At 63.7% G+C, this 21,505-nt stretch carries 17 protein-coding genes, 1 pseudogene and 1 riboswitch; of the genes and pseudogenes, 9 read left to right on the top strand and 9 right to left on the bottom strand.

Translation table 11 applies throughout. The annotated features are described in order from the left end of the window. Positions 1-93: 93 nt before the first annotated feature. From NKJ00_RS02290 to NKJ00_RS02275, 4 genes and pseudogenes are all read left to right on the top strand, one after another. Positions 94-1,059, top strand: coding sequence for a sugar-binding transcriptional regulator (locus NKJ00_RS02290; RefSeq protein ID WP_127291072.1), 966 nt, complete (start codon positions 94-96; stop codon positions 1,057-1,059). A gap of 90 nt (positions 1,060-1,149) precedes the next feature. After that, positions 1,150-3,204: a bifunctional aldolase/short-chain dehydrogenase gene (locus NKJ00_RS02285; protein ID WP_352628545.1), complete on the top strand. Its 2,055-nt coding sequence runs from the start codon at positions 1,150-1,152 to the stop codon at positions 3,202-3,204. Between the two features lie 121 nt (positions 3,205-3,325). Beyond that, positions 3,326-3,586 (top strand): type II toxin-antitoxin system ParD family antitoxin, encoded by a 261-nt coding sequence (locus NKJ00_RS02280; protein WP_023808753.1) that lies wholly within the window; start codon positions 3,326-3,328, stop codon positions 3,584-3,586. Between the two features lie 13 nt (positions 3,587-3,599). After that, positions 3,600-3,866, top strand: a pseudogene (locus tag NKJ00_RS02275) (type II toxin-antitoxin system RelE/ParE family toxin); the annotation flags it as partial. Positions 3,867-3,936: 70 nt separating this feature from the next. Here the strand turns inward: NKJ00_RS02275 and NKJ00_RS02270 are convergent. From NKJ00_RS02270 to NKJ00_RS02260, 3 genes are all read right to left on the bottom strand, one after another. Beyond that, positions 3,937-4,989, bottom strand: a complete 1,053-nt coding sequence (locus NKJ00_RS02270) for a substrate-binding domain-containing protein (RefSeq protein WP_023808755.1) — start codon at positions 4,987-4,989, stop codon at positions 3,937-3,939. A 51-nt stretch (positions 4,990-5,040) separates the two neighbouring features. Continuing rightward, the gene (locus tag NKJ00_RS02265; RefSeq protein WP_127291078.1) at positions 5,041-6,036 is read right to left on the bottom strand and encodes an ABC transporter permease; all 996 of its coding nucleotides are present in this window, start codon (positions 6,034-6,036) and stop codon (positions 5,041-5,043) included. Between the two features lie 78 nt (positions 6,037-6,114). Beyond that, entirely contained in the window at positions 6,115-7,626 is a 1,512-nt protein-coding gene (locus NKJ00_RS02260; protein WP_352609365.1) for a sugar ABC transporter ATP-binding protein, read from the bottom strand. Positions 7,627-7,761: 135 nt separating this feature from the next. Between NKJ00_RS02260 and mtnK the strand changes: the two genes are divergently transcribed. Together mtnK and mtnA are read left to right on the top strand one after the other, a co-directional pair. After that, the gene (gene mtnK, locus NKJ00_RS02255) at positions 7,762-9,036 is read left to right on the top strand and encodes an S-methyl-5-thioribose kinase (RefSeq protein ID WP_352609363.1); all 1,275 of its coding nucleotides are present in this window, start codon (positions 7,762-7,764) and stop codon (positions 9,034-9,036) included. Further along, a complete protein-coding gene (gene mtnA, locus NKJ00_RS02250; protein WP_352609362.1) occupies positions 9,033-10,127 on the top strand; it encodes an S-methyl-5-thioribose-1-phosphate isomerase in 1,095 nt (364 codons plus the stop codon). Before mtnK ends, mtnA begins: the two co-directional genes overlap by 4 nt. Positions 10,128-10,135: 8 nt before the next feature. Here mtnA and NKJ00_RS02245 read toward each other — a convergent pair whose 3' ends face one another. Next, a complete protein-coding gene (locus NKJ00_RS02245) occupies positions 10,136-10,675 on the bottom strand; it encodes an Lrp/AsnC family transcriptional regulator (protein WP_023808760.1) in 540 nt (179 codons plus the stop codon). Positions 10,676-10,724: 49 nt separating this feature from the next. Between NKJ00_RS02245 and NKJ00_RS02240 the strand changes: the two genes are divergently transcribed. The 3 genes from NKJ00_RS02240 to fba all read left to right on the top strand — a co-directional run bounded on the left by NKJ00_RS02240 (position 10,725) and on the right by fba (position 13,882). Then, complete coding sequence (locus NKJ00_RS02240) at positions 10,725-11,894, top strand: MFS transporter (RefSeq protein WP_352440046.1); 1,170 nt, start codon at positions 10,725-10,727, stop codon at positions 11,892-11,894. Between the two features lie 65 nt (positions 11,895-11,959). Further along, positions 11,960-12,104, top strand: a riboswitch (FMN riboswitch). A 77-nt stretch (positions 12,105-12,181) separates the two neighbouring features. Beyond that, the gene (locus tag NKJ00_RS02235) at positions 12,182-12,655 is read left to right on the top strand and encodes a 6,7-dimethyl-8-ribityllumazine synthase (protein ID WP_352609359.1); all 474 of its coding nucleotides are present in this window, start codon (positions 12,182-12,184) and stop codon (positions 12,653-12,655) included. A gap of 162 nt (positions 12,656-12,817) precedes the next feature. Beyond that, a complete protein-coding gene (gene fba, locus NKJ00_RS02230) occupies positions 12,818-13,882 on the top strand; it encodes a class II fructose-bisphosphate aldolase (RefSeq protein ID WP_013532928.1) in 1,065 nt (354 codons plus the stop codon). Between the two features lie 60 nt (positions 13,883-13,942). On the opposite strand, the gene NKJ00_RS02225 is transcribed toward fba, so the two are convergent. Genes NKJ00_RS02225 through NKJ00_RS02205 form a run of 5 tightly spaced genes read right to left on the bottom strand, consistent with a single transcriptional unit; the run spans position 13,943 to position 21,335 of the window. Continuing rightward, on the bottom strand, positions 13,943-15,169 hold the full coding sequence (locus tag NKJ00_RS02225; RefSeq protein WP_352628542.1) for a VWA domain-containing protein: 1,227 nt from the start codon (positions 15,167-15,169) through the stop codon (positions 13,943-13,945). Beyond that, entirely contained in the window at positions 15,162-17,411 is a 2,250-nt protein-coding gene (locus NKJ00_RS02220; RefSeq protein WP_352628540.1) for a DUF5682 family protein, read from the bottom strand. Before NKJ00_RS02220 ends, NKJ00_RS02225 begins: the two co-directional genes overlap by 8 nt. A gap of 4 nt (positions 17,412-17,415) precedes the next feature. Continuing rightward, complete coding sequence (locus NKJ00_RS02215; RefSeq protein WP_027036087.1) at positions 17,416-18,495, bottom strand: ATP-binding protein; 1,080 nt, start codon at positions 18,493-18,495, stop codon at positions 17,416-17,418. 30 nt (positions 18,496-18,525) lie between these two features. After that, a complete protein-coding gene (locus tag NKJ00_RS02210; RefSeq protein ID WP_352628538.1) occupies positions 18,526-19,953 on the bottom strand; it encodes a DUF5691 domain-containing protein in 1,428 nt (475 codons plus the stop codon). After that, positions 19,950-21,335 carry an SWIM zinc finger family protein gene (locus tag NKJ00_RS02205; protein WP_352628536.1) on the bottom strand — a complete coding sequence of 462 codons (1,386 nt, stop codon included), beginning with the start codon at positions 21,333-21,335 and terminating at the stop codon, positions 19,950-19,952. Before NKJ00_RS02205 ends, NKJ00_RS02210 begins: the two co-directional genes overlap by 4 nt. Positions 21,336-21,505: the final 170 nt, after the last annotated feature.

Genomic DNA, 21,505 nt, shown 5'->3' with positions numbered 1-21,505 from the left:
TGAACCAGATTCGGCGTAAGCGGGAGTATCGCATACCTCTGCCCAGTTTGACTTTTGTCGAGAGCCGTGAATAATGTCAGCCGAGGAGACGGCATGGCGATCCGACCGGCAGAACAACTCATCCACAAGGCCGCCTGGCTCTACTATGCCCATGGCCTGCGGCAGGACCAGGTGGCGAGCCAGCTTAACATTTCCCGTGCCTCAGTCGCCATGTACCTGCGCAAGGCTCGCGAGACCGGCATCGTCAACATCTCGACTTCGACCCAGCTTTTCACCGACGACGTGCTGGCGCGCAAGCTCGAGGATGCGTTGAGCCTGGACGCCGTCTGGATCGCACCGGAGAATGATCATATTGCCGACCCGTCGACGGAAATCGCCGTGCTGGCGGCGAGTGTCTTTCTCGAACTGGTCAAGAAGGGCGACCGCATCGGCGTTGCCTGGGGCCGAACCGTCTACATGATCGCCGACGTCATGTCCTATGCCGATCTGCAGGACGTCACTGTGGTGCAGCTCTGCGGCAATCTCGGCGCACCCTATTCCTATCGGCCCGACCAATGCACCATGGAGATCGCGCGGCGGCTGAATGCCAAGGGGCTCAATTTCTACGCGCCGCTGGTGCTGTCGACGGAAGAACTCGCGCGGGCGCTGCGTGCCGAGCCGGTGATCCGGGAACAATTGTCGGGTGTCAGCGAATGCGACCTGGCATTATACTCGGTCGGCGCGGTCGACGCCGACAGCCATCTGGTCAAATGCGGCGCGCTGACGCCCAGTGAAATGGCGGATCTGCGCAGCCAAGGCGCTGCCGGCGTGATTGCCGGGCAGATCATAGACGCCGAGGGCAAGGTGCTCGACTGCAGTTATAACAGGCGGGTGATCTCCGCCGAGCTTGCCTCGCTGCGCGCCATCGCCAGGCGTTTGGTGGTGGTGCAGGAGGACAGCAAGTTCGAACCGCTGCTCGCGGCGATCGCGGGCGGCCTTTGCACGCATCTGGTGGTCGGCGCGCACATGGCGCAGCGGCTCCTGGACCATGCGGCTGCCACCATAGAAAAGGCCTCCTAGAAATCCTCCTCTCCGCTGCCGGCGCATTGTCATCAAAGCGTCGCGGCAATCCTGTTTCACCAACAAAGACAGCAACCGGACGAAGCGAACATGAAGAACTTGTGGAATGACGAAGCAGCCGAAAAACTCGTCGCCGACTACGCGAAAAAGGGTGTCGGCCGCGACCTGGCGCTGCGCGTCTACACGACCCGGCTGCTCGGCGGCGAACCACGGCTGGTCCTGCATGGCGGCGGCAACACTTCCTGCAAGACGACGGCAACCGATCTTGTCGGCGACCAGTGGGACGTGCTGTGCGTCAAGGGCAGCGGCTGGGACATGGGCGTCATCGAGCCGCAGGGCCTGCCGGCGGTCAAGCTCAAGCCGCTGCTCAAGGCGCGCGTGCTGAACAGGCTGGCCGACGAGGACATGGTTGCCCTGCAACGCGTCAACCTCATCGATCCGTCCTCGCCCAACCCGTCGGTCGAGACGCTGCTGCATGCCTTCCTGCCGCACAAATTCGTCGACCACACGCACTCGACCGCCATCCTCGCCATCGTCGACCAGGAGGACTCCAAGCCGCTGGTGAAGACGGTTTTCGGCAGCAAGATGGGTTACGTGCCTTATATCATGCCCGGCTTCGACCTCGCCAAGGCGGCCGCAGACATCTTCGATGCCGACCCTGATGTCGAGGGCCTGATCCTCGACAAGCACGGCATCTTCACCTTCGGCGACGACGCCAAACAGGCCTACGACCGGATGATACACTATGTTAACGTCGCCGAGGACTTCATTGCCGCAAGCGGCAAGCCGAAGGCGGCAAAGGCAGCCTTGCCGGCAAAGCTCGCGACACCGGCGTCCATCGCGCCGATGCTGCGTGGTGCGGTGGCGGTAGCGCGCGGCGAAGGCCGCTTCGACCGCATGATCTCTGACTTCCGCACTTCGTCGGCAATCGTCGATTTCATCAATTCATCCGAGATTGCCGATTATGCCGGACGCGGGGTGTCGACACCCGATCTGTCGATCCGCATCAAGACCGGCCCAATGGCGCTGCCGGCGCCCGATGCCGACAAGGCCGGCGACTACAAGGCGGTGATCAAGAGCCATGTCGACGCGTTCGCCAACGATTATCGCGCCTATTTCGAAACCAATGATGCGCTCGACGACGTCAAGCGCACCATGCTCGACCAGATGCCGCGGCTGACGCTGGTGCCGGGTCTCGGCATGTTCGGCCACGGCCGCACGCTGAAGGACGCGAAGATCGCCTCGGATGTCGGCGAGATGTGGATCGAGGCGGTGCGCGGCGCCGAGGCGGTCGGCCGTTTCCACCCGCTCTCCAAGGCCGATCTGTTCCCGCTGGAATACTGGTCGCTGGAACAGGCCAAGCTCGCCTCCAACAAGCCGAAGCCACTGACTGGCCAAGTGGTGCTGATCACCGGCGGCGCCGGCGCGATCGGCGCAGCGACAGCCAAATTGTTCGCCGACAATGGCGCCCATGCCGTCGTCGTCGATCTCGACGCCGAAAAGGCTGCCGACGCGGCGAAGAAGGCCGGCAACAACTCGATCGGCGTCGCAGCCGACATCACCGACCCGGCGCAGGTGCGTGCCGCCTTCGACAGAGCCGTCGCCGTGTTCGGCGGTGTCGACATCATGGTTTCCAATGCCGGCGCGGCCTGGGAAGGCCGCATCGGTGAGCTCGACGACGCACTCCTGCGCAAGAGTTTCGAACTCAATTTCTTCGCCCATCAGTCGGTGGCGCAGAATGCCGTGCGCATCATGCTCGAGCAGGGCACAGGCGGCGTGCTTTTGTTCAACACCTCCAAGCAGGCGGTCAATCCAGGTCCGAAGTTCGGCGCCTATGGCGTGCCGAAAGCAGCGACGCTGTTCCTGTCCCGGCAATACGCGCTCGACTATGGCGCGCATGGCATCCGCTCCAACGCCGTCAACGCCGACCGCATCCGCTCAGGGCTTCTGACCGACGCCATGATCGCCAGCCGTTCGGGCGCGCGCGGCGTGTCGGAGAAGGACTACATGTCCGGCAACCTGCTCGGCCAGGAAGTGACGGCGCAAGACGTGGCGCAGGCCTTCCTGCATCACGCGCTGGCCGACCGCACCACCGCCGATGTGACGACGGTCGATGGCGGCAATATCGCGGCAGCGCTGCGGTAGGAATCCTGCCTTGATCACCCTGCTGCCGCCAGGCAGCGGGGGCAAGGCGCGACGTTAACTCCTAACAATAATTGTTAACTCTTGTTAGGTGTGGTACAGGCTGGCAATGAAACCTGAACCAATGCGTACCCTTACCATATCCCTGACCCCTCAGCAGGTTGCTCGCCTGCAAAGCGCCGTCGAAGGCGGCGGATACGCCTCCAACAGCGAGATTGTTCGTGACGCCCTTCGTCTGTGGGAGCAGCGCGAAGAATTGCGAGCCTTGGAACTCGAACATTTGAAACGGGCCTATGCCGATGGCATGGCCAGCGGCAAGCCGGTGGAAGTCGAACCCGCCGAGTTTATACGCGGCCTGAAGGCAGAACGCCGCGCTCGTAGCTAGATATCGGCTCACACCACGCGCCTCGCAGGATTTGCGAGACATCTGGCACACCATAGCAATCGACAATGAAAAAGCGGCGGACAAGCTGCTCATGCGCATTTTTGACAAGCTGGAACTGGCGACCCAGCACCCCAAGATGGGCACGGCCCGACCGGAATTGAGCGTGACGGCCCGCGTGCTCATCGAAGGCCGCTATATCGTCATTTACGAGCCGCAATCGGATGGCGTGCTGGTCGTCGCGATTGTCCACGGAATGCGCGACCCGGAACACTGGCTGTAATCGGGAGAGGTGGAGCATTCACATGGAAAGAGCGGCACGAGCGCCGCCCTTTCTTTGTCAGAGGTCCAACTTACTTCGCGTTCGGGTTCGGCATCCAGGCCGGCATCGCGACATCGGCGTGGGCGAACTGCGGCAGCTTGGCCGACAGGTCCTCCATGTTCTTGATGTCCTTGTCGATGAGGTCCTTCTGGGTGATCAGCGTCGGCGGCACGACGACGTTGTGGCCGGGATCTTCGCCGGCCAGCAGCTGCGCCAGCGCACGCACCGAGACTTGGCCGACGACGGCCGGATTGGTCGCGGCGGTCGCGGCCCAGGCGCTGTCGGGCTCACGCATCGCAGCGATATCGGACGTCGAGATATCGGCCGAATAGATCTTGATGCCCTTGTTCAAGCCTGCTTCATCGACAGCGATTTTCACGCCCTTGGCGAATTCGTCATAGGGAGCGAACATCACCTTGATGTCGGGATGCGCCGTCAGCACCGAACGCGCCTGGTTGGCGACGGAGTTGGCAATCGGATTGTCGAGCGTGCCGAACATCGCGACTTCCTTGATGCCGGCATACTTCTTCTTGACGTCGACCCAGGTCTCGTTGCGGCGGTCGAGCGGCGCGATGCCGGCGACATAGACATAGCCGGCATTCCAGCTTTCGCCATTGTCCTTGACCGCCTGCTCGAGCGCGAGGCGCGCCAGGTCGCGGTCGGACTGTTCGATCTGCGGGATCTTGGGATTTTCGACATTGACGTCGAACGCCACCACCTTGATGCCGGCGTCGACCGCACGCTGGGCGGCGTCCTTCATCGATTCCGTCAGGCCGTGCTGGATGATGATACCCTGCACGCCAAGCGCGATGGCCTGATCGACCATGTCGGACTGAAGGGCGGCATCCTGGCGGCTGTCGAGGACGCGCAGGTCGATGCCGAGCGCCTTCGACTGCGCCTCGACACCCGAGAGATAGGCCTGGAAGAAGTCGCCGGTCGAGAGATAGCGCACCAGCGCGATCTTGACGCCGGGCTTGTCAAAAGGCGCCGGCTTGTCCGCGGCAAAAGCCGGGACCTGCATCAGCATGGTTGCGCCGGCCAATCCGAGCGCCACCTTCCCCAGAAGTCTTCTTGTAATGCTCACTTTGTTTTCCTCCACTCTTGTTGAACTCGAAAATCCTGTTCCGGTCGAAAGCTACCTCCTGCCCCTGCCCGAAAGCGCAAAGGTGAAGACAAGGGCGACGACCAGAACCACGCCCTTGACGAAATCCTGCGTGTAGTAAGGCGCGTTCATCATCGTCAGGCCTTGCAGCAAGATGCCGACGAACAGCGCACCGATGGCAGTGCCGAAAGCGTTCGGCTTGGCGGCGCCAAGCACCGCGTAGCCGATCAGTGCCGCGGCAACCGCATCCAGCAGCAGATTATTACCCGAGGCGATGTCACCGCGTCCAAGCCGGGCAGCGAGCAAAATACCGCCGATCGAGGCAAAAACTCCTGAAATAACGTAGGCCCAGATCTTGTATGCCTTGACAGGCGCACCGGCGAGTTCGGCGGCACGCTCATTGCTGCCTACGGCATACATCATGCGCCCGAAACGTGTGTATTCGAGGAAGAACCAGATCAGTACGGCGAGCACGAGCAGCACGACTACCGACACCGGAATGAGGTTCGGGATGAAGAAATCGAAGCGGTGGCGGCCGAGCGCCAGGAAGGCGTCGGAGAATTTGCCGTTGGCGACCGAACCGTCCGGCATGGTCATGCCGGTGGCGATCGAGCGGCCTTCTGTCGGAATGCGCTGCAGGCCGACCAGCAGGAACATCATGCCGAGCGTCGCCAGCAGATCGGGCACGCGCATGTAGACGATCAGCCAGCCATTGATCAGGCCGACAACGGCGCCGATCAGCAGGCAGACGACGACCGCGACAAGGGCGTTCTGTTCCAGCACCACCATCACATAGGCGGCCGCCATCATGGCTGATGTAGCGACCGATCCGATCGACAGATCAAAGCCGCCGACGACCAGCGTGGCGGTGACGCCGAGCGCCAGCACGCCGGTGATGGCGACTGACTGGAAGATGAAAACGGCACTTTGCGGCGAAACGAAACCGTCGGCGGCGATCGAGAAATAGGCGACGAGCCCGAACAAGAGCACGATGAACCCGTAGCGGATGGCGTGGTCGCGCAATGTCATCCGGCGCTCCCGCGCGCTGCTGCCGTCTTTACCCAACCCGAACCCATGCTCTCTCCATTCCATTCCTATCGCCCACGCTCAGGCCGCACTGTGCAGCGGCCCGCCGGCGACCTCGGCCAACAGACGGTCGAGATCGACATCGGCATTGCGGTGCTCGCCGACGATGGTCTGTTCCGACATGACCAGGATGCGATCGGCGGTCTCCAGCGCCTCATCGAGCTCGGTGACGAACAGCAGCGTGGCGCGGCCGTTTGCACTGGCCCTGAGCTTGGCGGCAATGTCGCGCCGGGCCGAGATATCGACGCCCTGAAACGGCTCATCCAGAATGAACAGTCTTGCCTTCTGCGCCATCCAGCGGGCGACCATCACCTTCTGCTGGTTGCCGCCGGACAGCTCCGACATCTCGTCCTTCTCGGAACGGCAGACGATGCTCAGTTCCTCGATCTGCCGGCGTGCCGTGGCGCGTTCGAGGCGGCGCCTCAGGATGCCGAAGCGCGACATGCGCTTGTGAAACGGCAGGCTGATATTTTCCTGGATGTTGAAGCCTTGGACGATGCCGTTCTCGCCGCGGTCCTTGGCGACGAGGAACACGCCGGCGGCGATCGCCTCGCCGGCTGTTTCAGGCGCATAAGGCCTGCCGTTCAGCGTCATTGTACCGGCGAGCGGCTGGCGCACGCCAAACAGCGTCTCGGCAAGCGCCGTCTTGCCGACGCCGACGAGGCCGGTGATGGCAACGACCTCGCCGTCGCCGAGCGTCAGCGAAATCGGCCGAGCGCCGTGTGCAATGCGCAGACCTTCTATCTTGAGGACGGCCTTGGCCGAATTCCTGACGACGATCTGGTCGAGATGGATCTTGCGGCCGAGCATGGCGTTGACCGCGCCTTCATAGTCGAGCGGCTTCTTGTCGAAAATGCCTGAGATGATCCCGTCACGCATCGAGACGATGCGATCGGCCAACCGCCTGATGTCCGACATGCGATGCGAGATGTAGAGGATCGCCACGCCCTGCTCGCGCAGCCTGTCGATCAGCGCGAACAGCCGGTCGGCCTCGGCGCTGGAGAGCGATGAGGTCGGCTCGTCGAGGATCAGCACTTTCGGCTTGTGCGCCAGCGCGCGGGCAATCGCCACCATCTGGCGATCGGCCAGCGAAAGATCGCTCACCCGCGCCTTCAAATCGATGGTCAGCCCCATGCGCTCGGCAACCGCCTTGGCCTCCCGCCGCACGCGCATTGGATTGAACAGGGTCGGCGCACCGCTGCCGCTCAGTCGGTCGAGGGTCAGGTTGGTGGCGACGTCGAGATCGGCGACGACACCGTCGTTGATATTCTGGTGCACGGTGACGACGCCGGCGCGGATCGCTTCGGCAGGGGTTTTCGGTGCGAAATCCTGGTCGGCGAGCGTCATCGTGCCGCCGCCGCGTTCGTAGACACCGGAGATGATCTTGACGAGGGTGGATTTGCCGGCGCCGTTGGCGCCCATCAGCACGGTGACTTCGCCGGCATGCAATTCGACCGAGACGCCGCCTAGCACCTCGTTATGGCCAAAGGATTTCCTCAGTCCCTCTACGCGGAACACGGCATTACCGACCATGCGTTCCTCCCTGACATGACGCTATGGGCTGCATCGGCAATTGTCAACACGATTGACAATTGCCAGATCGCTTCCTAGCTTGGCCCAGCCGCCATGCGTCCGTTATGTTCGGAGCGCATAAGCGGGAGGATGACGATGACTGAAAAATTGCCGTTCGAAGCACTATCGGTCGAAACCCTGGCTGCACGCCTTGGCGGCAACGAGGCGCTGTGCGCGAAGATCGGCAAGGACACTGGCGCCTGGAAGGTCCGCGAGGTCGGCGACGGTAATCTCAACCTGGTGTTCATTGCCGAGGGCGCCAATGGTGCAGCCGTCGTCAAGCAGGCCCTGCCCTATGTTCGCCTGGTCGGCGACAGCTGGCCGCTGCCGTTGAAGCGCTCCTTCTTCGAATATCACGCGCTGACCAGGCAAGAGGCGCGCGCGCCAGGCTCGGTGCCGGCGATCCATTATTTCGATGAAGGCCAGGCGCTGATCATCATGGAATATCTTGCGCCGCCGCACATCATCCTGCGCCGCGCCCTGATCGACGGCCGCCAGCTGCCGAACATTGCCCGGGACATCGGCCTGTTCATGGCCCGCACGCTGTTTCGCGGCTCCGACCTGCACATGGCCGCCAAGGACCGCAAGGCCGATCTGGCGCTGTTCGCCGACAATGTCGAGCTCTGCGACATCACCGAAAGCCTGGTGTTTTCCGACCCCTATTTCGACGCCAAGATGAACCGGCACACCTCGCCGCAGCTCGACGGCCTGGTCGCCGAACTGCGCGCCGACCGTGACCTGAAGGTCGAGGCGCAGCGGCTGAAGCACATCTTCGCCGCCAATGCCGAAACGCTGCTGCATGGCGATCTGCATTCCGGCTCGATCATGGTCACCGACACCGAAACCCGGATGATCGATCCGGAGTTTGCCTTCTACGGCCCGATGGCCTTCGATGTCGGCATGCTGCTCGCCAATTTCTGGATGTCCTTCTTCTCGCAGCGCGGCCACGAGCAGGAGGGAAAGCGTGACGCCATGCGCGCCTATCTGCTCGGGGTGACGACCGAGACCTGGGCGGTGTTCCGCGCCGAGTTCTCGCATCTATGGCGGACCGAACGCACCGGCATGCTCTACCAGAGGAGCCTGTTCGAGGATCAGGGCGACAGGCTCGGTGCCGAGCAGGCGCTCGACCATGTTCTGCACCAGATGTGGACCGATTTGCTCGGCTTTGCCGGCATCGAGGTGCACAGGCGCATCCTCGGCCTCGCCCACAATGCCGATTTCGAGACCATTGCCGATGAGGATTTGCGCGCCAGTTGTGAGGCAAAGGCGCTGAAATTCGGCCGTCACCTCGCCGTCAACCGGCGCCAGATCCACAGCATCGACGAGGTCAACCAACTGGCCACGCTGATCGAACAGGAGAGCAGCCTTTGAACGTCGGCGACCGCCACTATCGCACCATCTGGCTGAGCGACGACGGCCGTTCGGTCGATATCATCGACCAGCGCTGGCTGCCGCATGATTTCCGCATCGAAACGATCGGCACGGTCGACGGCATCGCCACCGCCATCCGCGACATGTGGGTACGCGGCGCGCCGCTGATCGGCGTCACCGCTGCCTACGGCGTCGCCATGCAGATGGCCGACGATCCGTCGGATGCAGCGCTCGACGCCGTGTGGGAGACCCTGCACGAGACACGGCCGACGGCGATCAATCTGCGCTGGGCGCTGGACGAGATGCGGCGCTTCCTGCGGCCTTTGCCTCCCGAACAACGCGCGGCAGCCGCCTATCGGCGGGCCAGTGAGATCGCCGACGAGGATGTCGGCCTCAACCGCGCCATCGGCGAGAACGGTCTCGCCATCATCAAGGCGATCGCTGCGCGCAAGCAGAAGGGCGAGCCGGTCAACATCCTGACCCACTGCAATGCCGGCTGGCTGGCCACCGTCGACTACGGCACCGCCACGGCGCCGATCTACCTGGCCACGGAAGCCGGCATTCCGGTCCACGTCTATGTCGACGAGACACGGCCGCGCAACCAGGGCGCCCAGCTGACCGCCTGGGAGATGGCCGGCCACGGCGTGCCGCACACGCTGATCGTCGACAATGCCGGCGGCCATCTGATGCAGCGCGGCGAGATCGACATGGTCATCGTCGGCACCGACCGCACCACGGCCGACGGCGATGTCTGCAACAAGATCGGCACCTATCTGAAGGCACTCGCCGCCGCCGACAATGATGTGCCGTTCTATGTCGCGCTGCCGTCGCCGACCATCGACTGGACGGTGCATGACGGACTGGCCGAGATCCCGATCGAGCAGCGCTCGGCCGACGAGGTCTCGCTGGTCTGGGGCAAGACCGCTGCCGGCGAGATTGCCCAGGTGCGCATTTCGCCGGAGACGACGCCTGCGGCCAACCCGGCCTTCGACGTGACGCCGGCGCGGCTGGTCACCGGCCTGATCACCGAGCGCGGCGTTGCCAAGGCATCGCGCGAGGGATTGAAGGCGATGTTCCCCGAGCGGGCGTAGCCACGTCCCTAGTACAGAGGCTCGGCCATATGCTTCGGCGTCGGCCATGTCTCGGTAATGCCCGGCTGCACCGGCCGCTCCAGATAGGTCGATAAAACCACATAGCTGCGCGTCGAGGTGACGCCCGGCGTTTCGTACAGGCGCGCCAGAAGGCCTTCGAGTGCTCTGGTGTCTTCCGTGCGGACCTTCAGCAGCATGCAGGTATCGCCGGCGACGGTATGGATCTCCTCGACCTCGGGATATTGCGAGACCGCCATCAGTTCCGGCGTCTTTCCCCAGCCCCTGGTGTCGATATGGACAAAGGCAAGCAAAGGCTTTTTCACCGCCCGGGGATCGATGATGGCGACCGTGTTGCGGATGGCGCCGCTGCGACGGAGCCGTTTGACCCGCTCATGCGCTGCGGGTGGCGACAAGCCGACGCGATCGCCGAGTTCGGCGTAGCTGATCGTGGCGTCATCGACCAGGACGCCTAATATTCTTCGGTCAATCGCGTCGAGGTCGCGGGCCGTAGCCTTGTTCTGCGGAATACCATCTGTTTCTTCATCCATGGCGAAATTCCTGGTTCTCCACTGAATAGAATACGGCCATTATGCTGATATGTCGAACATTGATCAAGTTGCGCCATTGACTGCCCGAGCCCCGATCCCGGCGCTTGCCTATCTCTTGACGGGCTGCATCGCCGTCATCGGTTCGAACTCGCTAGTGCTGGGTCCGATCGCACCGGCTGTCGCCTCGTCGTTCAGAACCAGCGTGCCTGCCGTGATGATTGCGGCGGCCGCGTTCGGCCTCGGCACCTCGGCCAGCGCCCTGTTCCTGGCCCGCTACATCGACCGGCTCGGCGCACGCCGGATGCTGCAGGGCGCACTGTTGCTGCTGGCACTAGCGCTGGTGGCGAGTGCCGCCGCACCCACGGTGATCATGCTGGTCTCCGCACAGCTGCTGGCCGGCATCGCTGCCGGCATCGCCATGCCCGCGATCTATGCCAGCGCGGCGGCCATCGCCCCACCGGGCAGGGAGAGCGGCACGATCGGCGTCGTGCTGACCGGATGGACGCTCAGCATGGTCGCCGGCGTCTCGCTGTCGGCCGTGCTTGCCGATCTTGTGCATTGGCGCGCCGTTTTCGCAGCGGTCGCGGTGCTTGCGACCCTTGCATGGATGGGGCTGACAGTGACGTCGCTTAGCGATATCAGGAAGGCCGGACCGGCGCCCGCCCCGCTGGAAGCGCTCGGCATTCCCGGAATCCTGCCGCTGCTGGTCGCGTGCGCGGCCTTCATGACTTCGTTCTACGGCGTCTATGGCTATCTCGGCGACCATCTTCATGTCGGGCTTGGACAGCCGGTTAGCGCCAATGGGCTGGCGGCGCTTGCCTATGGTGTAGGCTTCGGCACCGCTGCTCTTCTTGACGGCGTCATCGACAGACTGGGTGCGCGGCGCGTCATGCCATTCGCCTATCTTCTGGTCGCCGTCGTCTACGTCGCCATGGCTGCGGCAAGCGGCAGTTTCGGGCTGACCTTGACCATGGTGGCAATCTGGGGACTGGCCAATCATTTCGGCCTGAATGTCCTGGTGATGCGCCTGTCTGCACTCGATCCGTCGCGGCGCGGCACGATCATGGGCCTGAACAGCGCGGTGACCTATCTGGCGGTTTTCGTCGGCACCACCAGCTTCGGGCCGCTTTATTCCAACTTCGGCTTTGCTGCCTGCGCGATGGTTGCAGCGCTGCTCATGCTGATCGCCGCATCGGCGGCGGCGTGGCGCACGCGGTAGTCGACGTGCTTGGCCCAACCTTCCCACGGTTGACAGCAGCGCCCTGCCCTTTCATACAAAGCCGTTAATGTTCTCAGGGCGGGGTGAAAGTCCCCACCGGCGGTAAGGGTTTTACCCAAGCCCGCGAGCGCCCTCCGATGGTCGGAGGGGTCAGCAGATCCGGTGTGATTCCGGAGCCGACGGTTACAGTCCGGATGGAAGAGAACGAAACGCAAAACGGACCGCCCCGGCGGGCCGGATTGCGTATCGTGCGTCCTGATTCTGGTTCGAAACGGAAGGATGGACCCATGAATCAGCATTCCCACAAAGACTATGAAACGACCCGCATCGCCGTTATCAGGGCGCGCTGGCATGCCGATATCGTCGACCAGTGCGTACAGGCCTTCGAGGCGGAACTGGCTAACGTCGGAGGCGAGCGCTTCACCGTCGATGTCTTCGACGTGCCGGGCGCCTATGAGATTCCGCTGCATGCCAAGACCCTGGCCGGAACCGGCCGCTATGCCGCGATCCTCGGTACCGCCTTCGTCGTCAATGGCGGCATCTACCGGCATGAGTTCGTCGCCAGCGCGGTGATCGACGGCATGATGAACGTGCAGCTGTCGACCGGTGTACCGGTGCTGTCGGCGGTTCTCACGCCGCTCAACTACCATGACAGCGCCGAGCACCACCGCTTCTTCTTCGAGCACTTCACGGTCAAGGGCAAGGAAGCGGCGAACGCCTGCGTGCAACTCCTGGCGGCGCGGGAGTTGATCGCGGCTTAAGTCACCAAAACGGCCGGATTTCAACCCTGCAACAAGAATTGCGATCGAGAAGAGCTCTGAAGGTTGCGGTTCCGTTGAAATCCCGCCAGAAGCATCAAGGGCCGACCGGCAACCGGCCGGCCCGCGACGTTGCGCTTGAAACCAGATACGGGAGACTATTGGGTGGCTCGCATAACACTGAGACAATTGCTCGACCACGCTGCCGAATACGGCTACGGCGTGCCCGCTTTCAACATGAACAACATGGAACAGGGCCTTGCCATCATGGAGGCCGCCGAGGAGACCAAGTCACCGGTCATCCTGCAGGCAAGCCGCGGCGCCCGCGCCTATGCCAATGACGTGGTGCTGGCCAAGCTGATCGACGCGCTGGTCGAAATCCACCCCGACATTCCGGTCTGCATGCATCTCGACCATGGCAATAACGAAGCCACCTGCGTCACCGCTATCCAGTACGGCTTCACCTCGGTCATGATGGACGGGTCGCTGAAGGAAGACGGCAAGACGCCGGCCGACTACGCCTACAATTCCGGCATCACCAAGCGCGTCGTCGACATGGCGCATTGGGGCGGCGTGTCCGTGGAAGGCGAGATCGGCGTGCTCGGCTCGCTGGAGAGCGGCGGCGGCGAGCAGGAAGACGGCCACGGCGTCGAAGGCGCGATCAGCCACGACCAGCTTTTGACCGATCCCGAACAAGCGGTCGAGTTCGTCAAGGACACCCATGTCGATGCGCTGGCGGTTGCCATGGGCACCAGCCACGGCGCCTACAAATTCTCGCGCAAGCCTGACGGCGCAGTGCTGGCCATGAACGTCATCGAGGAGATCCACCGCCGGCTGCCGAACATGCATCTGGTCATGCACGGCTCGTCCTCGGTGCCCGAGGACCTGCAGGAAATCATCAACAAATATGGCGGCCAGATGAAGCCGACCTGGGGCGTGCCGGTCGAGGAAATCCAGCGCGGCATCAAGCACGGCGTGCGCAAGATCAACATCGACACCGACAACCGCATGGCGCTGACCGGCGCGATCCGCAAGGTGCTGACCGAGAATCCAAGCGAGTTCGATCCGCGCAAATATTTGACACCGGCCATGGCCGCCATGCGCAAGCTCTGCAAAGAGCGCTTCGAACAGTTCGGCACCGCCGGCAACGCGCAGAAGATCAAGCCGCTGCCGGTCGCCGAAATGGCCAAGCGCTATAAGTCGGGCAGCCTCGACCCGAAGTTCGGCTGAGCTCCAGCGATTTATCCCAGAGCTGCCAGAAGCATCCTGGCAGCTCTGGCGACGGCTGTTTTACTCCGGAGTCTCGGCCTCGGCACGAACCAGCTTGATATCTGCGCCAGCCGCCCATGCGCCGATATCTTCCCGACGCAATGCCGCCGCCATCATGTCTGGAAACAGATCCGGCGTGCAGGCAAAGACCGGAATGCCGAGGGCGGCCACCGAGCCTGCCATCTTCGGGTCATAACCCGGCCTGCCCTGGTCGGTCAGCGCCAGGAGCACCACGACGTTGACGCCGGAGCGAACGAGTGCAGCAAGCCGCTGCAGCAATTCCTGCCCGTTGCCGCCCTCATAAAGGTCAGTGATCAGCACCATATGCGACTTGGTCGGCCGTTCGATGCGGTCCGCGCAATAGGCCACGGCCTGGTTGATGTCGGTGCCGCCGCCCAGCTGCACGCCGAACAGGACTTCGACAGGATCGCTAAGCTCCTCGGTCAGATCGACGATTGCCGTGTCGAAGCAGACAAGCTTGGTCCGCACCACCGGCAGGGAGGCCATCACCGCCGCGAATATCGAGGCGTAGATTACCGAGCTTGCCATAGAGCCCGACTGGTCGACGCACAGCACCACCTCATCCAGGTCGACCAGCCTTCGCTGTTTGCGCATGAAGCCGACCAGCTTCTCCGGCACGATGGTCTTGTGCTCGGGCTGGTAATGGCGAAGGTTGGCTGAGATCGTACGCGGCCAGTCGATGTCGCGCTGGCGTGGGCGGTTGGTGCGCTGCGATCGGTCGACCGCGCCGCGTATCGCCTCGGCTGTCTTCTGTTCCAGCCGCTGCATCAGCTTGGCAACGATATCGGCGATGATCGTGCGCGCAATGTCCTTGGTCTTGGCCGGCATGACCGAGCGGAGCGAAATCAGGTCGGCGACGAGATTGACGTCGGCCTCGATCGCTTTGAGGAATTCCGGCTCCATCAGCATCTGCTTCAGGTTGAGCCGTTCGAAGGCATCTTTCTGGACCATCTGGACGACCTGTGCGGGAAAGAACGACCTGATATCGCCCATCCACTGTGCCACCCTTGGCGCCGAGCGGCCGAGGCCGCCGCGCCGCTTGCGCGGATCGGCAGCCGCATCGCCGGCACCATCGCCGTAAAGCGCATCGAGCGCCGCGGAAAGCCGCTTGTCGGTGTCGGACAGCGCTGACGAGGTTTCCTCATCGGCACCGATCGCCATGCGCCAGCGGCGCTCGCGTCCGTCGCCGGCTTGGATTGGCTCGCTGATTTCGGCCTCGTCATCCATTGCTGGCCTCGCTCATCAGCAGGGGTCCAAGCCGTTCCAGGTGCCGGCGCCACGCTTCGCCGCCATCCGGAGTCGGCGTCAGTCCGGCAGGCAGCCGTGCGGTGCGGCCGAGCACCGCTTCGATCAACCGTCGCCGCTCCATCGAGTCCAGATGCGAAAAGACCCGGCGCAGCAACGGCAGATGGGCAATGAAGGCCTCTTCGTCGAGGGATGCGAGCCAGGCATCCACCGCACCGCGCAGGCCCTGGTCGTAGATCAGCCGTTGGCCGGCAGTGCTGAAGAAACCCTCGAAGAACCCTGCAGCCTCGGTGACCGGCGTTCCTGGAGACAGACGTCGTGCGATCAGACCGGTTGCCGCGTCGGCTGACAAATGGCCGGCTTCGTAGAGCAGATGCGCGGCACAGCCTGCCACCAGCGCCGTCGAGCGCGATCCATCGAGCACCGCAGCCAGTCCATTGCGCCAGATGTCCAGCACGTCCTGTTCAGGCTCGACCAGACTGATCGCTTCGTCGGCCTTGCGCATGGCGCCGACCAGCGTCGTGGATGCCTGGGCATCGAGGTCGCGGGCGGCATAGGCAAGTGCGATCCCGCCTTCGACGATCAGCCGCTCCAGGAGGCCGGACAGACGGGCGGTTTCCGTCTTGCGAGCCTCGCCGTAGCGGATGATGTCGGCGAGCGGCGGCACCGATGTCAGGATTTCCAGGCATTCGCTGCTGCGCGCCGCCCGTTCCTCCAATGCCGCGAGACCGGCCGCCGACGCTTCCGACAGGTTTGCCGTGATGGCGCCCTGGACCAGTGCGGCCATCGCATCAAGAGACGTCGCCGCGCCGATCATCTGGATCAGCCGGCCATTGGCCGCCTTTTCGATGGTTGGTCCGTAGACCAGGTTCTCGACCAGTCGAACGGCATATTCAGGTTCCCACGACAGCATCCAGCGCTCGCGAAAGGTGCCGCGGCTGCGGCCGCTGTCGGTCAGCTTGCCCCAATGCACGCCAAGCACGGACAGCCGGTGCAGCAAGGTCGATCGAAACAGCCCGCTTTCGCTGCGCAGGTCGACCGACAATTCACGCTCCAGCGCTTCGGGCTTCAGCCGCGCCGCCTTCTGGCTGCGCTGCAGGTCCTCGATCAGCGGCGCCAGCGGCGTGTCCGGCGGAATTTCACCGACATCGGCGCCCAGCAGCAATTCGGCTTCGACCAGCGCCCACAGCAGCGCTTCCCCGTTGAACAGGGCGGCGATCGCGGCGTCACGCAATTCCTCGAAACCGGGCTTTGGCCGTTCACGGATCACAGCCAGCGTGCGGGCCAGCCGCTCGGCTTCGATCAGCGAGGCGGTCGAGACCATGTGCCCCTTGGCCCTCAGGACCGCCGCGATCTTCGCCAGCCACAGGACCGAGGAGTCGCCTTGCCCGCGCGTCTGCCACAGATGCTTGCACCAGCCGGGCGCGACAACGCCGGCGCCATAACCGAAGCCCAGCGCCAGGCGCGGCCCCGTCCACGGCGCCCAGGTCATCATGCTTTTGCGGCGGGCGAGCCCCTTGAGTAGCGCCTGGTCCTCCTTCAGCGGTCGCGTCGCCTGCAGTGCCGGCACATGGAAGGCACCGCAAACGATAGCGATCGGCCCATCGAATTCCTTTCGCGCGGCGGCGATTTCAAGTCGCATATGCGCTTCGCGCTTTGCCTCGAATTCGGCAAGCGGGCCTTCGCCTTCGCGCAACGTCGTCATCGCGTCGGCTATTGCCGCGAAGATCGGGCCGGGCTCAGGGTTCTGCTCGATGATATCAGCCCACCAGCTTTCGCCATCTTCATAGCCGGCAGCTTGTGCCAGCGTTCCGATCGGGTCCCGCAGATGCGGCGCCAAGTCAGCCTCGACGTTGGCTTCCGTTCCATCGCTATCGGTTTCCCCCACGGCCTCAATCGGCGCAGTGCGGGCTGAAGACGGCAAATCGATGAAGCGCACTGCCGCATTGTTGGTGACGGCCCAGAGCGTCGCCTGGTACTCCGGCGAGAATTCGGCGAAGGGCCAGAAGCTTGTCGAGGCCGGGTCGTCTTCGGGATAGCAGAGCAGCGCCACCGGCGGCTGCATTTCGGGGTGGGCCAGCAACGGCAGCAGCGGGCTGGCGTCGGCCGGTCCTTCGATCAGAACGGCGACCGGTTTCAACTCCTGCAACGCCTGCACCAGGCTGTCGGCGGAGCCTGGCCCGTGATGGCGTATGCCGAAATAGGAAACGTCGCTAAGCGCCATGGCGTCAGATCGCCGCGTTCAAGGCCGCGTAGTAGCCGGCATAGTCTGGCCGCTTCTTGAGCACGGTTTCCAGATACTCCTCCAGCACCAGTTTGTCCTGCACCGGATCCTTCACGATCGCACCGACGAGGCTGGCGGCAAGACCTTCGGCGCCGAGCTTGCCGCTGTCGAACCAGGCCGCCTGGCTGAGGCCGCCGACCATGGTGGCAATGGCTTCGGCCGTGGACAGCGAACCGGACGGCGTCTTCAACGTCACCTTGCCGTCGGCTGTAGCGCCGGAGCGCAACTCGCGAAAAATGGTCAGCACGCGCGCGATCTCCTCACCGACATTCTTCGGCACCGGCAGGTCAAGACCGCCGGCCATCTCGCCGACCCGCTTGGAGACGATCGCCACTTCCTCCGCCATGTCTTCGGGCAAGGGCAGTACGACGACGTTAAAGCGGCGCTTCAACGCCGAGGACAGCTCGTTGACGCCCTTGTCGCGGTTGTTGGCGGTGGCGATGATGTTGAAGCCGCGCTGCGCGTAGATCGAGGTGTTGAGTTCCGGGATCGGCATCATCTTTTCGGACAGCACGGTGATCAGCGTGTCCTGCACGTCGGAGCCCATGCGCGTCAGCTCCTCGAGGCGGCAAAGCTTGCCGTCCTGCATGGCGCGGTAGAGCGGCGTCGGCACCAGCGCGTCCTGGCTTGGGCCCTTTGCCAGAAGCTGTGCGTAGTTCCAGCCATAGCGGATCTGGTTCTCGTCGGTACCAGCCGTGCACTGCACGATCAGGGTCGAATCGCCCATGATGGCGGCGGCGAGATGTTCCGACACCCAGGATTTGGCCGTGCCGGGGACACCCAGCAGCAACAGCGCGCGATCGGTGGCGAGCGTCGCCACCGCGGTTTCCATCAGCCGGCGCCGGCCGACATATTTGGGCGTTATCACTGTCCCGTCGTCAGCCTTTCCGCCGAGCAGGTAGGTAAGGACCGCCTTTGGCGAAAGGCTCCATCCGGCAGGCCTTTGCCGGTCGTCATTGCGCGAGAGCGCCTGCAATTCGGCGGCATAGGCCTGCTCGACCGGAAGACGGATGGCTGCGTTCATTAGCTGTTCTCCGGATTGATCATGTGTCGGTTAAGGTTCGGCCAGCGCTGCGTTGAGGCGCAGAAGACCGAGTGAAGGCGCTGCCGGCGCCATACCGGCCGCAACGACGTCTCCGATCAATTTCTCCGCCGTCGCCGCCGTGGCGAGAAAGCCCATAGTTTCCAGGAGCTGGTCGACGCCCCGCTTCACAGCGTCATCGTTTCCTGCAACAGCGGAGCGAAGCGCCGGGAGCGTCTGGCCGTTTGTCAGGTCGGCCCATTCCAGCCAGCTTGCTTCGAGGCCCTCGGCCAGATTGAGCGCGCCGAGATGTTGCGTGTCCTTCAGGATCGACCTGACCAGGACGCGCTTCCTGCGGCTGTCCAGACGCGCCATGAGGTGGAGGACGAAGAGTGCGGGCTTGCCACCTTCGGCGACAAGCATATCCGCCATGTGCGTCACCGCGGCGTCGCTGCCCGACGCCGCGACCATTCGGGCAACAAGGATATCGGCGTTGTTCTCAGCGCCGAATTGCCACGCCCCGATAAACTCGGATTCGGTGGTGCCGAAGCGCGTGGCGAGCTCGACCAGGTTGCAGGTCTCGAACAGTTCGGCGCGACGTCTTTCCTGCGCCGGCGATTTGAGTTTTGCCGGCGTGTAGGTGGTGCGGCGGCGGATGAAGCCGGATTTGCCTTCCGCGATGAAGGCAGCGAGTTCGGCCGTCGGATCTTCCGGCCCGCCATCGCCTGGCGAGCCGTGCTCTCCCAATCTTGCCAGCAACCGGCCAGCGAGCTCGCGCAGCTTGCCGGAACGATCGGCGGAGAGGCTCTTCAGGAACGGCACGTCATCAGCGCCCAGGCCGAAGCGCAACAGGTCGACGAGTGCAATCCTGATTTCCGCCGGCTCGCCGGATGCCTTGGTTTCGATCAGCTGCCTAGCCGAAGCCGGTGCGGTGCGGCGCATATCGGCGAGCGCGGTGCGGCGTGCGGCGGGATAGAAGTCATCCCAGTTTTCCACCGTCAGATGCTCCTGGCTTGCAGGTTTTTCGCCGTCCGCGCCTGCCTGCCAGTCGATCCAGGGTGCATAGACGTCCGGACTGCTCTGATCCGACGCGGCTGGCATCCAGTCCATCGGATGCAGCACGAAGCCGCGGCTGGAGACGAGCGTGACCACACGCGACTTGCTTCTTGTGTCGGCGGCATGCTTTAGCGCGGCTCGCAATAGCGGCCGCAGCCGTTCCGGCAGCATCGGCAAGGCGAGTTCGGGCAATTGCGGGCGGCGTTTCAGCGTCTTTGGCGCGGCTGGCCGCAAGGCGATGTCGAGAGCTTGTGCGGCGATCGCCAGCAGCCGGCGTTCGCGCTCGTCGGGGCTGGCACCGCCGGCGATCTCCTTCCACGCGCCCGGAGCCAGGTCGAAGGTGGTCCCGCCGGTGATCCAGCAGTCGCGCATGGCCGCCAGGCCGGTCTGCTCGATCTCGTTCACGACAGGTCAAGCCTACCGAAACCGCTTTGCGCCGCCAGCAGGTCAAGCCGGCTGCCATTCCAAAGTGCTGCCGTTGCCATAAGGTCCAGCCCAAGCAGCGTTGGATTGACGGTGTCGGCAATCGGCAAGGCGATACCATGCGGATCGCCGGCGGCTTGCCACCAGGCGGCGCCCCGATCGTCCAGCAGGATCGCGCCGGGCGGCAGCATGACAGGACAATCGGTGAGCCAAGGGGCTGCGTTCTGGTGAGCAGCATGCGCCGCGAGCGGATCGGCTGTGTGAAAGCCGAAATCGGGCCACTCACCTGTCGGGACGTCGCCCTTGCGGTCCGCCACCAAGGCCCGCAGCGGCTGGCGTGCCGGGTAAAAGACCAGCCTGGCATCGAACCGGTCGCCCGGTGTGAAGGCGTTCGACCGGCGACCGGCCGAGGCCGGAAAATAGTCGAGCAAGAGAGCAAATTGCGGGCTCGCGCTCTTCAGGTCGAGGAGCCAGGTCGAATGGCTGACGAGACCGTCACGGCGCGACTCGATCTTCTCGCCAAGCACCTCCCAGACGCTTTCGACCTGTTTGGCATCGGGATTGGCCAGAACCTGCTCACGGCTTTCGGACGTCGATACGAGCCGCCTCAGTTCGGCGTCTCCTGGTGTCGATCGCCAGGCCTTGACCACCAGCACAAGCTTGCCGAGTTCGCGGAGCGCCGCGTCCGGGCGCTCCTCGCTGCGCAGCCCCATCAGCCGTGACGGAATCTCGTCGATGCGGCCGGCAAGCGCTGTCGCCTTCATGTCGACCAGCCGTGCCGAAATCCGGCGGCAACGGTCACTGCTGTTGTCGACAAAACCGGCCAGGCCAAGCCGCAACTGGTCAGCGATCCATTGATCCAGCTCATCCAACGCCGCCGACACCGCGGATTGCGTATCCAGCGTCCGCTTGCGCTGCGCTGCCTCGCGGCGCTCGACCGCAGCGGCGTCCTCGATGTCTGCGCTTTCGTCGTCGCGCGAGGCCTCGCCAATGCTCTTGCCTCCCGCACCGGGCGCTGGCGCCGCCGGCTGTGGCGAGGCCTTCCTGCGGCGGCCGAGCCAATCATTCACCCATTCCGGGGTCGAGCCTGCGGCGGTAAAACTGGCCGGCGTGGTGGCTGCAATCCACATCAGCGCCAAAGTGTGCTTGCAGGGAAATTTCCGCGACGGACAGGTGCATTTGTAGCCATGGTCGCCGGTGTCGACGACCACACGATACGGATTGGAGCCGGAACCCTGGCATTCCCCCCAGAGGAGCCCCAGCTGATCGCTCTTCTCGAGCCGTGGCCAGTTCGATTGCCTGGTCAACCTGGAAGCGGCGCTCAACGACGCCTGATCGGGCGCAAGCGCTTCGATGGTTTTCAAGTCGAATTCCAAGCCGCGCCTCTCGTCGCTCGAACGATACGGGTAGCCAGTATAGATGGCCGTCCATGACGGATTCTTGTAGCAGCAACCGTACAGAGATCGATACAGCTGAACACAATAGTTGCGCCAGTCAATCTGATCCGTCGGCAATGCCATTGCTATTCAGCGAT

Source organism: Mesorhizobium sp. M0227 (assembly GCF_040321855.1).
Classification (GTDB): domain Bacteria; phylum Pseudomonadota; class Alphaproteobacteria; order Rhizobiales; family Rhizobiaceae; genus Mesorhizobium.
The sequence above is the reverse complement of the archived record's forward strand: the minus strand, read 5'-3'. Positions and strand labels throughout refer to the sequence as shown.

Coding starts and splice junctions, on each gene's coding strand:
- NKJ00_RS02290 (WP_127291072.1), top strand. CDS start 94: ATGGCGATCCGACCGGCAGAACAACTCATCCACAAGGCCGCCTGGCTC.
- NKJ00_RS02285 (WP_352628545.1), top strand. CDS start 1,150: ATGAAGAACTTGTGGAATGACGAAGCAGCCGAAAAACTCGTCGCCGAC.
- NKJ00_RS02280 (WP_023808753.1), top strand. CDS start 3,326: ATGCGTACCCTTACCATATCCCTGACCCCTCAGCAGGTTGCTCGCCTG.
- NKJ00_RS02265 (WP_127291078.1), bottom strand. CDS start 6,036: ATGACATTGCGCGACCACGCCATCCGCTACGGGTTCATCGTGCTCTTG.
- NKJ00_RS02260 (WP_352609365.1), bottom strand. CDS start 7,626: ATGGTCGGTAATGCCGTGTTCCGCGTAGAGGGACTGAGGAAATCCTTT.
- mtnK (WP_352609363.1), top strand. CDS start 7,762: ATGACTGAAAAATTGCCGTTCGAAGCACTATCGGTCGAAACCCTGGCT.
- NKJ00_RS02245 (WP_023808760.1), bottom strand. CDS start 10,675: ATGGATGAAGAAACAGATGGTATTCCGCAGAACAAGGCTACGGCCCGC.
- NKJ00_RS02240 (WP_352440046.1), top strand. CDS start 10,725: ATGTCGAACATTGATCAAGTTGCGCCATTGACTGCCCGAGCCCCGATC.
- NKJ00_RS02235 (WP_352609359.1), top strand. CDS start 12,182: ATGAATCAGCATTCCCACAAAGACTATGAAACGACCCGCATCGCCGTT.
- NKJ00_RS02225 (WP_352628542.1), bottom strand. CDS start 15,169: ATGGATGACGAGGCCGAAATCAGCGAGCCAATCCAAGCCGGCGACGGA.
- NKJ00_RS02220 (WP_352628540.1), bottom strand. CDS start 17,411: ATGGCGCTTAGCGACGTTTCCTATTTCGGCATACGCCATCACGGGCCA.
- NKJ00_RS02215 (WP_027036087.1), bottom strand. CDS start 18,495: ATGAACGCAGCCATCCGTCTTCCGGTCGAGCAGGCCTATGCCGCCGAA.